This window comes from Umezawaea sp. Da 62-37 (assembly GCF_032460545.1).
Lineage (GTDB): Bacteria > Actinomycetota > Actinomycetes > Mycobacteriales > Pseudonocardiaceae > Umezawaea.
Map to the genome: position 1 here is coordinate 1,593,315 of NZ_CP135965.1, position 13,772 is coordinate 1,607,086.

General features: G+C 71.8%; 15 protein-coding genes. 5 read left to right on the forward strand and 10 right to left on the reverse strand.

The annotated features are described in order from the left end of the window. Positions 1-6 precede the first annotated feature (6 nt). Genes RM788_RS06725 through RM788_RS06770 form a run of 10 tightly spaced genes read right to left on the reverse strand, consistent with a single transcriptional unit; the run spans position 7 to position 9,544 of the window. Positions 7-426, reverse strand: coding sequence for a GPW/gp25 family protein (locus tag RM788_RS06725; protein WP_315930648.1), 420 nt, complete (start codon positions 424-426; stop codon positions 7-9). Positions 427-436: 10 nt separating this feature from the next. Beyond that, entirely contained in the window at positions 437-2,407 is a 1,971-nt protein-coding gene (locus tag RM788_RS06730) for a phage baseplate assembly protein V (RefSeq protein ID WP_315930649.1), read from the reverse strand. Continuing rightward, positions 2,407-3,255, reverse strand: coding sequence for a CIS tube protein (locus tag RM788_RS06735; RefSeq protein WP_315930650.1), 849 nt, complete (start codon positions 3,253-3,255; stop codon positions 2,407-2,409). The genes RM788_RS06730 and RM788_RS06735 overlap by 1 nt, the downstream gene beginning before the upstream one ends. Positions 3,256-3,267: 12 nt before the next feature. Further along, complete coding sequence (locus RM788_RS06740; protein WP_315930651.1) at positions 3,268-3,756, reverse strand: phage tail protein; 489 nt, start codon at positions 3,754-3,756, stop codon at positions 3,268-3,270. Between the two features lie 37 nt (positions 3,757-3,793). Further along, positions 3,794-4,267 carry a phage tail protein gene (locus RM788_RS06745; protein WP_315930652.1) on the reverse strand — a complete coding sequence of 158 codons (474 nt, stop codon included), beginning with the start codon at positions 4,265-4,267 and terminating at the stop codon, positions 3,794-3,796. Positions 4,268-4,277: 10 nt separating this feature from the next. Further along, positions 4,278-6,965: an eCIS core domain-containing protein gene (locus tag RM788_RS06750; protein WP_315930653.1), complete on the reverse strand. Its 2,688-nt coding sequence runs from the start codon at positions 6,963-6,965 to the stop codon at positions 4,278-4,280. A gap of 24 nt (positions 6,966-6,989) precedes the next feature. Further along, complete coding sequence (locus RM788_RS06755; RefSeq protein WP_315934989.1) at positions 6,990-7,151, reverse strand: DUF6760 family protein; 162 nt, start codon at positions 7,149-7,151, stop codon at positions 6,990-6,992. Further along, positions 7,148-7,516: a phage tail assembly protein gene (locus tag RM788_RS06760; RefSeq protein ID WP_315934990.1), complete on the reverse strand. Its 369-nt coding sequence runs from the start codon at positions 7,514-7,516 to the stop codon at positions 7,148-7,150. Before RM788_RS06760 ends, RM788_RS06755 begins: the two co-directional genes overlap by 4 nt. Positions 7,517-7,542: 26 nt before the next feature. After that, positions 7,543-8,004, reverse strand: coding sequence for a phage tail protein (locus RM788_RS06765; RefSeq protein ID WP_315930654.1), 462 nt, complete (start codon positions 8,002-8,004; stop codon positions 7,543-7,545). Positions 8,005-8,011: 7 nt separating this feature from the next. Beyond that, on the reverse strand, positions 8,012-9,544 hold the full coding sequence (locus RM788_RS06770) for a phage tail sheath family protein (RefSeq protein ID WP_315930655.1): 1,533 nt from the start codon (positions 9,542-9,544) through the stop codon (positions 8,012-8,014). Here RM788_RS06770 and RM788_RS06775 point away from each other — a divergent pair. The 5 genes from RM788_RS06775 to RM788_RS06795 all read left to right on the forward strand — a co-directional run bounded on the left by RM788_RS06775 (position 9,543) and on the right by RM788_RS06795 (position 13,680). Beyond that, a complete protein-coding gene (locus tag RM788_RS06775; RefSeq protein WP_315930656.1) occupies positions 9,543-10,412 on the forward strand; it encodes a hypothetical protein in 870 nt (289 codons plus the stop codon). The genes RM788_RS06770 and RM788_RS06775 overlap by 2 nt on opposite strands. Positions 10,413-10,419: 7 nt before the next feature. Then, positions 10,420-11,592: a lytic transglycosylase domain-containing protein gene (locus tag RM788_RS06780; protein ID WP_315930657.1), complete on the forward strand. Its 1,173-nt coding sequence runs from the start codon at positions 10,420-10,422 to the stop codon at positions 11,590-11,592. 22 nt (positions 11,593-11,614) lie between these two features. Further along, positions 11,615-12,094: a hypothetical protein gene (locus RM788_RS06785; protein ID WP_315930658.1), complete on the forward strand. Its 480-nt coding sequence runs from the start codon at positions 11,615-11,617 to the stop codon at positions 12,092-12,094. A gap of 528 nt (positions 12,095-12,622) precedes the next feature. Further along, complete coding sequence (locus tag RM788_RS06790; protein WP_315930659.1) at positions 12,623-13,405, forward strand: hypothetical protein; 783 nt, start codon at positions 12,623-12,625, stop codon at positions 13,403-13,405. Further along, complete coding sequence (locus tag RM788_RS06795; protein WP_315930660.1) at positions 13,402-13,680, forward strand: hypothetical protein; 279 nt, start codon at positions 13,402-13,404, stop codon at positions 13,678-13,680. Before RM788_RS06790 ends, RM788_RS06795 begins: the two co-directional genes overlap by 4 nt. Positions 13,681-13,772: the final 92 nt, after the last annotated feature.

Consider the following 13,772-nt stretch of genomic DNA (forward strand, 5'->3'; position numbering starts at 1 on the left):
CGTCCCTCAGTAGTCGGTGCCGTCGTCGGGGATGCTGTAGAAGGGGAAGACGAGGTTGCGCTGGTCGTTGGTGCCCTTGGGCGAGTACTGGACGTCGATGAAGACGAGCGTCTCGTCGTCCGGGTCCGGGCGGACGTCGACGCGGTCGACGTCGACCCTGGGCTCCCACCGCCGCAACGCGGTGCGCACGACGTCGACCAGGCCCGCGGCGAGTTCGACGTTCACGCTCTGGAACACGTAGTCGCGCAGGGGGCAGCCGAAGTCGGGCCGCATCGGGCGTTCGCCGGGGTAGGTCGACAGGATGAGCTGCATGGCCTGGACGAGGTCGTCCTGCCCCGCCGCCATCGAGATGCCGCCCGTCGCGCCGACGCCGAGCGGGAACGCCCACCCGCGCCCGATGAACTGGTCGACCACCGATTCCACCATGCCGCCCTCCTCAGTTCAGGTCGATCTTCAGGCCCTTGATCGTCACCGGGCCGCCGCTCTCGATCTTCACGCTCTTGTCCCCCTTGAGCGTCACGTCCGATCCGTGGACGGTGACGCCGCCGGTGCCCGCGTCGACGTTGACCCGCGCGGTGGCGCCGGTGGTGGTGATGTCGACGGTCCCGTTGGGCCCGCAGCTGATCCACACCAGGCCCGCGGCCGCGGTGCTGTCGCTCTTGACGGGATCGGACTTGAGCTCGACGGTGCCCCTGCGCTGGTCCAGCACGAGGGAGACCTGGTCGGCGTTTCCGCCCAGCCGCACGAGCGCCTGCTTCGGCGGGCCCTTCATGGTCGACGAGACCTCGTCCTGGAACACGAGGTGGGCGCCGGAGGGCGTGTAGATCCCCCGTTCCACCACCACTTCCTCGCTGCCGCGGCGCACGACGGCAGGCGCCGACCCCGGCAGGGCGGGGCTCTTCTCGTTGCGGACACCGCCCAGCACGTACGGTCGACGCGGGTCGCCCTGCTCGAAGGCGACCAGCACCTCGTCGCCGACCACCGGCAGGAAGTGCAGACCCGCGTTCCCGCCGAGTCCGGTGTGGACGGTGCGCGCCCAGTCCGTGACGAAGTCCTCCGCCAACCAGGGCAGGCGGACCTTCACCCTTCCCCGGTTGTCGGGGTCGAGTGCCTGCACGACACCGCAGACCACGCCCTCGATCTTCGTGCCGAAACCGCGACCGGCCCCGCTGACCAGGCCGTACAACGACCGGTCCTGCCGCCCGCTCGCGGTGAAGTGGGTGTAGTAGCCGCCGTCGGACTCGTCGAAGACGTGCCGCGCGTTGGTGATCGTCCAGGCACCGGAGAACACCTTGGCCACCTTGCGCACCAGCAGCCGCACCCCCGGCCGCAGCTCGGGGTTGCCCACGACGACACCGGTCGCCTCGGCGAACCCGCTGGTCACCTGCGCGGCCGCCGCGGCGGCGATCCGGTCGGCCAGGCGCTGGGCCTGCGGGCCGTGCGCCACGGGAAGGCCCGACACCACGTAGGTCCCTCTGTCGTCGCCAACCTTGGGCGGTCCGGGCAGCCTCGCCGCCGCGAGGGTCGGTTTCCCCTTCGGCAGCTTCACCGGCGATCCGGCCAACTCCTTGGCCAGCGAGACGGGATCCGCCCCCTCCAGGTCGACGCTGTCGGTGCGCACACCCGACCGGCCGATCACCACCCGCGCCGCGTCGCTGTCCCAGACGTGCGCGTCGAACGACTTGGGCAGCCCCGTTCCCGACACGGAGGGGTGGAACTCCACCAGGTCCTCCTTGAACGTCGCCTCGACCTCGTCGCCCTTCTTGAGCTTGAACCCCGCGCGCGGCCGGGCGACGCCGCCCGCTCCCGAGATGTCGCGGAAGGAGAACTCGCCCCGCGACGCGGACGCCTCGAACCCGATCTCGGCCGCCCGGTGCTGGAGGAACTCCCAGTCGGTCTGGCCGATCTGGCCGAGGTGCTCGTGGGTGGTGCCGGACTGGTCGAGGACACCGATCCGCAGCCCCGCGTCCTCGGCGATGGCCTTCGCGATCAGCGTGTCGGACTGGTTGAGCCAGGTGCGGTTGCGCCGCACGCCCTGCATTCGGTGCGAGCGGTCGTACCCGCGGGCGGTGCTGTAGACGATGGTCTCGACGCACTCGGCCTCCACGGCGGTGACCTCGCCGACCACGAGCAGCTCGCCGTCCTTGCCGTCGGCGATCTCCACCTCGGCGCCGACGTCGAGTCCGGCGTCCTCCAGGACGGTGAAGGTCTCGTCGAGGAAGGTCAGTTCGAACATGTCCGGCAGCCGCTGGTCGCAGTCGACCACGACTCGGACGAGCACGGCTTCCACGGTGTCGGGCAACGACTTCCCGCCGACGGTGACCCGCGCCCGCACGGTGAGGGCGTCGTCGCTGATGTCGTTGCCCGCGCTGCCGACGGCCTTCGCGAGCTTGGCGAGGTCGGGCATCACCGCCACCTCCTCTCGCGCATCTCCTGGTCGTGCGGCAGGTAGACGACGTCACCGGGCCGCACGCGCAACGGGTCGTCGATGCCGTTGGCGTCGGCGAGCGCCCGCCAGGCGCCGGGACTGCCGTAGCGCTCCGTCGCGACGGACTGGAGGCTCTCCCCCGCCGTGATCATGTGCCCGCCCCGGCCCGCCGGACCGCCGGACGTCGGGTTGGTGGGGAACGAGTCGATGAAGTTGGGCTGTTCCTTGAGGGTGAGGTTGACCTTGGCCCGGACCGGGATGCCGAGGCTGGTGAACCGGACGTAGTCCACCGTGACGGACTGGAGCATCACCGTGTAGAGGAACGCGGCCATCGGCGGTCCCCACGAGAAGGAGAGCATCGGTATGCGGCTGCTCATGTCCTCGCTGACCACGCCGAGCTTCTTGACGCGGTCGCTGGCCGAGGCCCGCTTGCCGGACCCGGAGAGCTTCCCCTTGCGGCGGGCCACGTTGGCGGCGCCGCCGAGCACCTGCATGGCCTGGCCGCCGCCGCCGCTGGGCGAGGCCCACCCGAGCAGGGTGTCGCAGCGGGGCTTGGTGTCCATGCCGGTGAAGTAGATGTCCGAGATGGTGATGGTGCCCGCGTCGCTCTTCTTGAACTGGCTGCCGGTCGCCCCGGCCGGTTTGCCGCCCTTGGTCGTCGACGTGCCGCGGGAGCGGAAGTCTACGGTCCGGCTCATCTTGATGGTCTTCGGGTTGAAGTCGAACACGACGATCCCCGGCATCACCGGGTCCAGGCTCGTCAGCATCGCCTGGGCGCCCTCGCCGAACGCCTCGAACCCCTCGGAGTGCTTGCCGTCATCGGCCATGCCGTGCCCTCCTCACAGGAATCCCTCGTGGATGAGTTCCAGGGCCTCGATCGCGAAGTCGCCGGACTTCGCGTCGAGATCGGGGCCCCGCCAGGACTTCGGGTAGGCGTTGACGAGCGTCCACTCCGCCACCTTCGCGGCCGACGGGTCGTAGAGCGCGATGTCCACCTGGGACCCGGTGTAGCTGCCGTCGCCGTTCATCCACACGTCGACCATGTCCCGCAGCCACGCCTGCACGCGGGGCGAGTCCTTCGCGGTGACGACCCGTTCGAGCTTGATGGCCCCGTACTTGAGCTGCGTGGGCAGCGGGCGCTGGTAGTCGTAGTGGCCGCCGACCATGCCGACCCAGTCGACGTCGAACTCCACGGACAGGCCCTTGCAACTGCGCCAGCCGCCGAGGTTGATGACCTCGTCGACGACCACCTGGAACCGCATCGCCATGCCCATGGAGGGGCCGGTGCCCGATCCGGTCTTCGTGTCGGGGGTGAACTGCTGAAGCACGACTGCCTCCTGGATGGGATCGGTTCCGGTGGCGGGGTCAGGACGCCGCACCGCCCAGCGTCTGCTCGTCGGTGAGGAACCCGAGGTGGTTGATCTGGAGGGTCTCCAGGGCGATCTTGCTCGTGCCCGCCTCGAAGCCGGAGACGCTCCACTTGTTGGGCAGCACGTTGTTGAGGTCCCAGCGCATGACCTCGCGCGCGTTGGCGTCGTACAGGATGACGCTGCCCGTGTAGACCTTGGGCGTCTTGGCCGTGGCGTTCAGCCACGCCTGCACGGTCTTGGAGTCCGCGCAGGCCGCGCGCTCCAGCGTGAGCGGGGTGTACTTGGTGTTGCCCGGCTGGTACCAGCGGTGGTTCCAGCCGTCGCCGGACCGGTACTCGGCGATGTCCCACGTCACGTCGAGGCCGGTGACCTTCGACCAGCTGCCGAGGTTGTAGGTGCCTTCGTCGATCTCGAGCATGAACCTGTTGGCCATGCCCAGCAGTTGGCCGTCGGCCGATGCGATTGCCATGTCACCTCTCCTAGATCCGGTCCGCGCGGGCGTTGGCCCGTTCGCGGCCTGTCCTCAGTTCCTTGCGCAGGCGCACCATGATGAGCGGGGCGATCTTCTTCACCAGCTCGTCCAGGTCGATGTCCGCCGGGTCGATCTGCGGCCGCCCGGAGTCGGCGTTGCCGCGCTCGGGTCCCGTGCGCACGACCTTGCCCAGCACCGGGTCGTCGAGCAGGGCGGCCTTGATCGCGGTGACGTCGGCCGGTTCGTCCCTGCCCGGCAACGGTTGTTCGACCTCCGGTGGGAGTCGGAGCACCTCGCGTTCGGTGGCGCGGTCGAACCGCATCCCGAACAACCCGCCGAAGTTCTCCGCGAAGCCAAGCCCGACCTCACGTCCGAGCGAGCCGTAGTCGCGGAGTTTGCGCTCCTCGCGCTGCTCGCGGGCGAACGCCTCGTCCTCCTGGGCCTTGGTGAGCTTCGGCGGGACCGGTGCCCTGGCCGTGGTCGGTTGCGGTGCGGCCGGGGTGGTCGCGGCGGGCGTCGCCTTCGTCGGGGAGGCGCGCACCCACGACCCGGTGCCCGCGGCCGCCGTCGAGGCGGCACCGGCGGCAGGGGCGGAGGTACCGGTGACGGCGGACGCGGACGCGGGCGTCGACCCACTCGGTGCGGTCGCCGGTGCCGCGGCCCGGTCACCCGCCGCCTTGTCCGGTGCCTTCGCCGTCCCCCTTCCCGACGCACCGACGCCGAACGACGGCACGGCGCGGGACGAACCCGGCCCGGCACCACCACTCCCCCCTGTCCGCGTCGGGGTGTCGGGCTCTTCGCGCTCCTCCTCCAGGCCCAGGTACTCGCGCTCGGCCTTGCGGGAGAACCGCATCCCGAGCAGGCCGCCGAAGTTCTCCGCAAGGCCGAGTCCGACCTCGCGGGCGAGTCCGCCGTACCCGCGGAGCTTGCGCTCCTCCCGTTCGCGCTCGGACCGCTCGCCGTCGTCCTCCGACCCGTGGCCGAAGAGACCGGGCCTGCCCGTCGAGACGATGTGGTGGACCAGCTCGTTCCACTGGCCGGGCCTGATCACGTGCTCCCGGTTCTGCAGGTTGTACCGGCCCATCAGCTCGTCGAACCCGTGCACCACCTCGGGCTCGTGGCCGAAGTCCACGTCGAGCGGCAGCAGGTCCGGGTTGTCCACCAGGAACTTGGCGAACACCTCGGTCTGGTCCTCCGACAGCAGCGCGGACTTGTCGTCGAGATGCGGCTCCATGTCGGCGACGAGGTCCTGGATCTCCTTGCGCGCCTGGACGAAGGTCAGGTCCTCGGCCAGCTGCACGGCGCCCGCGGCGACCGGCTCGGGAAGCGGGGTGCCGAACACCAGCGACCCGTTCTCCCGGCGCGCGAGTCCGCGCCGCACCAGCTCGTCCGCGATCCGGTCGACGTAGTCCGCCGGTGACGGCACGTCCGGAGCCGACTGGGCGACCACTTCCCGGATCTCGGTGACCACCGGCGGTTTCGGGTGCACCAGCGGGGTGTCGCCGCCGAAGTGGCGCTCGGTCAGCCGCGCCTGGTTCTCCATCGCCCGGCCCTCGTCGGTGTCGGCGCCGGGCACGGCCCTGGACCGCTGCTGCACCACGTGCGTCAACTCGTGCGCCAGCAGCGCCTTGGCGGGCACGGAGGTGAGCGGACCCGCCTCCCGCGGCAGGTACACCTGCTCGCCCGCGGTGAACGCCCGTGCGCCGAGGTTCCCGGCCTGCGCGCCGACGTCCGGCCCGCGGTGCACCGGCGTGCCCGACACGTCGGCGCCGTGCACCTCGCGGAAGTGCGCCACGACGTCGTCGGGCACCGGGTCCGGTGGCGGGGGCACGGGGATGGCCGCGGCCACCTCGCGGATCAGCGCGTCCTGGTCGATCGGCTGGGGCGGCCGGGGGTGGGCGAGTCCTTCGCCCGTGCGCCGCCGGTCGGCGGCAGGCGTCGGCGGGTCGGGCGGTGGTGACGGGGCGATCCACAGCTGGTCCCGGTCGGGCTCCTCGTCGCCGTCGCCCACCGGGTCGTGGCGCGGTGACGGGGGCTGCTCGCCGGGGTGCCGCAGTTCGGGCTTGCCGAGCCCGACCCGCCTGCTCTGCCCGAGGTTGCGGCGCCTGCTCACCGGGGCGGGTTCCACCCGGTGCGCCGCGGCGAGGAAGGACGGCGGCGCGGTCTGGAAGGGTTCCGGCTCGGGTGGCGGGGCGGCGCGCAGCCAGGCGGGAGCGGTGAAGGGCACGGCCGGTTCCCTGGCCTGGCCCACGTAGGAGTCCACGGCGTGCACCAGCGTGACCGGTGGGGTGGCGGGTGCGGAGACCGCCACCACCGGCCGTTCCGGTGGCGCCGGCGGGGCGGTGGGCTCCGCGGAGCGGTCCGACGGGCCGGGCTCGGGCCGGAAGGCCGCCGGACCGTCCGCTGCCTGCTCCGCCCTCGCCGCGGCGAGGTTGCGGACCAGGCCCACCGGCGGCACGACCGGGTGGTCGAAGTGCACCGGGCGGGCGAGGACCGCCCGCGTGGTGGTGAGTTCGGGAGCCGTCCCCAGCGGCACGCCCACCAGCGGCGGCCGCGGCGACACCGTCGGCCGCAGCCCGCCCGCCGTCGCCCAGTGCGAGGGCCGTCCGGCGGCGGGGACGACCTCGGTAACGTCGACCGGGGGCCCGACGGGCTGGTCGTGCCGCGGCTCCCGCCGCCACCACGGTCGTGCCATGTCTTCCTCCCGAGTGGACTGTCCTCAGTAGACCGAGCTGTTGATGGTCGTGTGGATCCGGTTGATCTCCCCAATGACCCGGTCCCGCTGCGCGTGCTCCAGATCGAGGATCGTGTCGAGGGGCCAGTGGAAGTAGTAGGCGACGTACGCGACCTCCTCCCACAAGCGGTCGGCCGCGTACGTCAGGATCCCCCCGACGCACCACCGCCGATGTCCACCGCGAACTGCTGGCCGCAGGACGGGCAGCCGACCTCGACCTCGGTGCGCCCCTCCTGGTTGACCCGCCGGTAGAGGTCCTGGAGGAACGCCAGGTCGGAGGCGAACAGGCCCTCGACGACGTAGGGGTCGACCTCGGTGAGCGACCCCAGCGACGTGACGGTCCGCTCCAGCAGCAGCACCGTGAGGTAGGCGGGGTTCTGCCGCACCCTCGGATCGGTCTGCGGGGCCAGCTCGTCGCGAGCGGTCGCCAGGCGCATGACGCCCTCGCGGTGCACCCGGCCGGTCTCGTCGACGTAGCCGCGGGGCAGCGTGAACGGGTATTCCGTCCGCATCCCGTTGCGGGTGTCCGCGGGCGCGCTCACGGCGCCACCCGCTGGAGGTGCTCGCACACGATGGTCACGGTCTCCATCAGCACCTCGCTGCTGCCCGCCCGCAACGCGCCGATCTCCAGCTTGGAGGGCCACGCGTTCTCCAGGTAGTACCGGGCGACCGGCTTGCCGTCGAAGTTGTACATGACCAGCGAGCAGCTCTTGCGCGCCGCGACGAGGTTGCCCATCAGCACCGCCTGGTGCCAGCTCCAGAGCTCCATGCCCATGGTTTTGCCCCGCTTGAGCACGACGGTCGGCGGCTTCGCCTTGCCGGGCAGCTTCTTGAAGCTGATCTCCCGGTCGGACGAGGCCATGTAGTCGACCGGCTCCACCTCGGTGGTGATGCCGGACAGCTCCGAGAACGAGGCGATCTCGTAGCCGTCGATGGTGATCGAGAACCTGGCCGCGGTGAGCGCGTCCTGGCTCTGCTGTGGTCCCAGTCCTGCGGTCATGGTCCGCTCACTCCTCCAGTGCCGAGCCGTCCGAGTACTGCGAGATGCGGAAGACGACGAACTCCGCGGGCTTGACGGGGGCGATGCCCACCTCGACGCTCAGGATTCCCTGGTCCCGGCTCTCCGGCGGGTTGTTCTCCTCGTCGCACTTGACGAAGAACGAGTCGCCGGGCGTCCGCCCGTACAGGGCCCCGTCGCGCCAGACCCCGCGCAGGAACATGGTGATCGTGCGCTTCACCGAGTCCCACAGCTTGGGGTCGTTGGGTTCGAACACGACCCAGTTGGTGCCCTGCAGGATCGACTCCTCGACGAAGTTGAAGAGCCTGCGGACGTTGATGTAGCGCCATTCCGGGTCGCTGGACAGCGTCCGCGCGCCCCAGACCCGGATGCCCTGGCCGGGGAACGCGCGCAGGCAGTTCACCGCCACCGGGTTCAGCTGCTCCTGCTCCACCCGGCTGATGCCCAGCTCCAGCGCGACCGCCCCGCGCACGACCTCGTTGGCGGGGGCCTTGTGCACACCCCTGGTGGCGTCGTTGCGGGCCCAGATCCCGGCCACGTGACCGGACGGCGGGATGAACACGGGCTTGCCGCTCACGGTGTCCATGACCTTGACCCACGGCCAGTACATCGCGGCGAACTTCGAGTCGTACCCGGCGATGTTCATCCGCCAGTCCTTGACCTGCTGGACGTTGAGGCCAGGCGGGGTGTCCAGGACCGCCAGCCGGTCGGCCATCAGCTCGCAGTGCGCGATCATCGCCAGCTGGACGGCCTTGACGCCCTCCAGGTCGATGCCGCCCTGCTGGTAGCTCATCATCAGGTCGGGCACGCAGAGCATGGTGATCTCGTCGATCGCCTCGAGCCCGGCGAACCCCGTGCGGTCCGACGAGCTGCCGACGTAGTCGGACGCCTCGACGGCCCTGGTCTGCGCCGCGAGCGTCCCCACCAGCGGGACCAGCTCGTTGCGCGTCGGCACGGCCAGCGCGCCCGCCTGCTTCGCGTCCTCCACGGTGATCAGCTTCGAGCGCTGCTTCACCACCGTGGACACGTTGTTGTTGCCGCGCTTGAGGGTCACGTTGTCGAAGGTCTCGACGACGTCGCCGCCGCGCTTGACCACGAGCTTGAACACGTCCTCGGCGGGCTCGGACGGCTCGACGACCTCGACGGCGAGCTGGTCGCCCTCCGGGCCCGCGGCGACGGCGCGCACGGTGAAGGCGGGCTTGCCGTTGGCGTCGACCGCGGGGATCTCCGCCCTGGGTGGCGGGGCCTGCTCCGGGTCGTCGCTGCCGATCCGCACGACGTACGCGGTGCCGCCCCCGTTGAGGAAGTACCCGTACACGGCCGGGGCGAGGTAGGAGCCGGGGATGAAGTCCCCGAAGGTCTGGGTGAACTGGCTCCAGTTCGTGATGAGCAACGGCTCGTTCAGGGGGCCCTTCTCGGCGAAGCCGACGAACGCGCACACCGAGGTGCCCACGCCCTCGATGGGTTTCGACCCTGACGAGACCTCCTCCACGTACACGCCGGGTGCGAGGTAAGTAGGCATGGTCCCTCCTGTCCAGTCACTTCTGACGGGTCGAAGCCTCACACCGGGGGCGCCCGGCCCCGGTGCGCGGGAGATCCACCGGGACGGGCAACCGGGCTGCCCGCACGGGCAGGACCCGCCGGACGCCCGCCGGGTGGCCGTCCGGCTGCGCGATCGGGCAACGGCGCTGCACGAGGGGATGCGCAGCCGCCCGACGTGCCCGCGGTCGGCACGCCGGAGGCTCGACCACGTGATCCGAGACGTGGATGACGCGCTGCTGGCGCTGCTCGGCCGCGCGGTGGCCACCGCCCGCGTGGTGCTCGACCCGCCGTCACCGGCCGACGTGCACGTGGCGGCGGGTCCGGCCGTGCACCTGTCGCTGCGGTCGGTGCGCCCCGCCGACGCGGGCCGTTCCGGCGACCTGTGGACCGAGGTCCGCGGCGACGACGGCCGGGTCGTCGGGCGCCAGCCGCCGGTGCGCCGGTTCCGGCTGGTCTACCGGGTGCGCGGGTGCGCGGCCGACGTGCTCACCGCGCACGCCCTGCTCGACGAGGTGCTGCTGGTGTGCCTGGCCCACGACAGCATCCCCGCCGACGTGCTGACCCCGGCCATGGCCGCGACCGGGCTCGGCGTCCCCATCTCGGTCACCGCTCCCGCCGCCGGGGACGAGGTGGACGACGTGCTCCTGCTGGAGGTCGTGGCCCCGGTGCTGCCCCCGGTGGTCACGACGCTCCCGACGCCGGTCGAGGAACTCAGGCTCGACGCGACGCAGGTGTTCGCCGACGCGGAGTCCGATGTGGACGACACCGCTCCCGGCGGACCCCGCCGGTGGTCGAGGGTCACCGTCCGAGAACGGGCCGTGCGGCCCTCCGAACCACGAGGAGCGTGACGCTCAGATGAAGAGACCCGACCTCGGCCGCGTCCGGCCGACCTACCTGGCCGCGGGGGCCGCGCTGGCGAGCGCGGGGTTCGTCGCGGGCCTGCTGGTCGGACTCCCGTCGGCGCAGTCCGTGCCCGTCGCGGCGACCGCGCAGGAGAAGTCCGCCGCCGCCACCGTGCCGACGAGCACGCCGACCGTGCCGCCGTGGGAGGTCTCCCAGCCCAGCGCCCTGCCGCTGCCGGAACCCCTGGCGGGCATCGCGCCCGGCTCGGCGGCCCCGGTCGCGGACGAGCTGGCCGCCTCGGGGATACCGGCGGTCGCGCTGCGCGCCTACCAGCAGGCGGCCGACCGGTTGGCGCAGCTGGCGCCGGGCTGCGGGCTGCACTGGTCGCTGGTGGCCGCGATCGGCCGCGTGGAGACCGACCACGGCAGGTTCGGTGGCTCCCAGCTGCGGACGGACGGCACGACCACGATCCCCATCCGCGGCCCCCAGCTCAACGGCGGGGCGTTCGCCGTGATCACGGACACCGACCGCGGCGAACTGGACGGCGACACCGCCTACGACCGCGCGGTGGGGCCGATGCAGTTCATCCCGAGCACGTGGCGCTCGGTGGCCGCGGACGGCAACGGCGACGGCCGGTCCGATCCGGACAACATCTTCGACGCGGCGACCGGTACGGGCGTGCTGCTGTGCAGCGGTGGCGCGAACCTGTCCGACGTCTCCGGGATGCGCGCGGCCGCGCTGCGCTACAACCACTCCGACGAGTACGCGGACCTCGTCCTGTCGCTCGCCGGGTCCTACCGGGGCAGCGTGATCACCATCCCGGACGACGCCGGGGCGGCCGCGGCGCCCACCGCGGGAGCGGCGGCGGGCACGACCGGCACGGCGGGCACGTCCGCGTCCTCAGGCGAACCGGCGTCGAGCGCGGCGGCACCCGCGGCGGACGGGTCCGCGGCCGCCTCCACGACGGTCACCACCGTGGCCCCCGACGTGCCGATCGGCACCACCACCGTCCAGGCTCCCCCGGCGGTCACCAGCACGACCACGACCGCCGTCGGGGCCCCCTCCACGGCGCCGGTCACGGTGGCGCCCACCAGCCCGCCACCCGCGGTGGTGGAGTCCACCGAACCCGCCCCGACCACCACGAGCGATCCCGGCCTGCTCGGGGTCGTCATCGGCCTGCTGTGACCCGGCGAACGAGGAGATCGGCATGTGGAGGTTCAGCCACGGCGGCCGCGAGGACGAGCACCTGCTCGTGACCGCGGACAACCCGATGGAACTGCTCGGGTCCACCGGCGACGGCGGGCAGGTCGACGGCGAACTCGGGTTCGACCTGGTCGACGACGAGCTCACGCTGACCGGCATCCTCGCCTCCCCGTCCGGGGCCGGGCTGGGCGCCGTGCTGGTGTACTGCTTCGCCGACCTGGCGCTGGGGCACGGGCACCAGCGGGTCTGGACCCGCCTGCCGGGCTTCGACGTGACGGACTTCTACACCGGTCTCGGGTTCATCCAGGACCCGCTGAAGCTCCAGGACGCGCTGGCGACCTCGATGGTGCCCGAGCGCATGTCCGTCGCGGAGTTCAAGATCGCCACGGCCGGGTTCCCGCTGGTCGCCGACGCGTCCGAGCTGCGCGTGCGGGCCAGGACGAGCTTCGAGGCCAAGGGCTGGTCGCACACGTCCACCTCGTGACCAGCCGTCCGGACGGGCCGATCGGCCCTGTCGGCCCGGTCCTGGCGGTCGCCGATCAGCCGGTTCGCCCGCCGCCGCGCCCGGTCAGGATCTGGTGGTCGACGTCGTCGCACGGCTTTCCCCTCCTGCCGTGCGAGCGCCGGACGACCGGTGATCCGCCTCCCGGTCGTCCGAGCCGCCGAGCGGGCGTCGGCGGGTGGGGCCGCTCCATGGACGCGCGAGCGGCCCCACCCCCATTCACCGGCATTCGCGATCGACCGCGAGCCGCATTCTCGAATTCTCCTTTCCGCGGCATTCCCCGCACTGGACGCACCCCTGTGAAGAATTGACAAGTGCGCACGTGCCCGGATGTCGATCCCGCGATTCTCCCTGGTCAGCCATTCGACGCAACGCACCAGGTCTGCGCCTAGCGCATTTCGGGATCATCGTCACAGCTCGCGGAATTCGTTGACCGCGAGCCCCGCCCGCATTTAACGTCCTGCCCCGTCGCATCACTTTTCGAAGATGGGGTTTCCAGTGCAGAAATGGTTGGCACGAGTTCTCGTCGCGCTTTTCCTCGGCGTGGGCTTGTCCACGGTGACGGCCGGGCAGGCGCTCGCCGCACCGACCGGCGTCGTGTCGGAGGCGGCCCGTCCGCCGATCGCGTCGCCGCTGCCCCGCGGGACGAGCCACCGGACGTGGACGGTGGCGGACTACGTGGCGGCGTGGGAGAAGCAGCACGGGCGGCCGATGACGGAGGAGGAGCACCGGAATCTCGCGCGCGGCTGCATCGGGGTCACCGTCGTCAACCTGGAACGGGACGACGTCGTGAACCCGCCGCTCGGGCTGTCGTTCGGCACCTTCGAGCAGGCGCGCGCCGTGCAGGCGGCGTTGAACGAGATCATCGCGCAGCACCCGACCCCGCAGCAGTACGCCGCGCTGGTCCGGCGGCACCCGCTGCTGGGCAAGCTGCGCGGCGTGACGAGCGCGCTGCCGACCTGGCTCGACTCCGGTGAGCTGACCGCGGCCGTGTTCTCGAAGCGGTTCTGGACCAAGCAGGACCCGGCGTGGACCGACGCGCAGGCCAAGGAGTTCTTCCGGCCGAACGCGACCACCGGCCAGGTGGACATGAGCCGCTACCGCTACGTCGCGCGTCCGGGCTACGTCAACTTCGACTACGGCTGGTACGACGAGGGGACCCGCAACTGGTGGCACGCCAACCACAGCGAGCCCGACATGGAGGTGTACCAGAGCACGGTGCAGTACTACTCCCGCCCCCTGCTGGATTTCGACGCGCAGGTCTTCACGGTGGCGTTCGCGAGGGCCTCGTGACGGACCTGGCCGGGTCGGTCGGGCGGCGGGTGACCCTGCGGGGCACGGCCCACCACGCGCACGCGGGCGCCGTCCTCGTGCTGGAGGACCTCGACCTGCCGGTCTACCTGGACGACGTCGCCGAGTGGGGCGATCGGGCGGGCACCGAGGTCGGGGTGACCGGCGTCCTGCGCCTGGTGGAGTCGACCGCGGGCGCGCCCGCGGCGACGGGCGGGGCGCGGCACGGCGTGGTCGGCCCGGTGTACGTGCTGACCGAGCCGTCGATCCACTCCTGACCGCGGGTCCGGCGGGGCCGGTGCGGAAAAGCACCGGCCCCGTCGGACGTCCCGCGCGGTCGCACCTTCGGGCACACCGGCGCATCGCGGGC

Bases quoted from the DNA above. Each gene is read 5' to 3' on its own strand.
- RM788_RS06725 (WP_315930648.1), bottom strand. From the start codon at position 426: ATGGTGGAATCGGTGGTCGACCAGTTCATCGGGCGCGGGTGGGCGTTC.
- RM788_RS06730 (WP_315930649.1), bottom strand. From the start codon at position 2,407: ATGCCCGACCTCGCCAAGCTCGCGAAGGCCGTCGGCAGCGCGGGCAAC.
- RM788_RS06735 (WP_315930650.1), bottom strand. From the start codon at position 3,255: ATGGCCGATGACGGCAAGCACTCCGAGGGGTTCGAGGCGTTCGGCGAG.
- RM788_RS06745 (WP_315930652.1), bottom strand. From the start codon at position 4,267: ATGGCAATCGCATCGGCCGACGGCCAACTGCTGGGCATGGCCAACAGG.
- RM788_RS06750 (WP_315930653.1), bottom strand. From the start codon at position 6,965: ATGGCACGACCGTGGTGGCGGCGGGAGCCGCGGCACGACCAGCCCGTC.
- RM788_RS06760 (WP_315934990.1), bottom strand. From the start codon at position 7,516: ATGCGGACGGAATACCCGTTCACGCTGCCCCGCGGCTACGTCGACGAG.
- RM788_RS06765 (WP_315930654.1), bottom strand. From the start codon at position 8,004: ATGACCGCAGGACTGGGACCACAGCAGAGCCAGGACGCGCTCACCGCG.
- RM788_RS06775 (WP_315930656.1), top strand. From the start codon at position 9,543: ATGGTCCCTCCTGTCCAGTCACTTCTGACGGGTCGAAGCCTCACACCG.
- RM788_RS06770 (WP_315930655.1), bottom strand. From the start codon at position 9,544: ATGCCTACTTACCTCGCACCCGGCGTGTACGTGGAGGAGGTCTCGTCA.
- RM788_RS06780 (WP_315930657.1), top strand. From the start codon at position 10,420: ATGAAGAGACCCGACCTCGGCCGCGTCCGGCCGACCTACCTGGCCGCG.
- RM788_RS06785 (WP_315930658.1), top strand. From the start codon at position 11,615: ATGTGGAGGTTCAGCCACGGCGGCCGCGAGGACGAGCACCTGCTCGTG.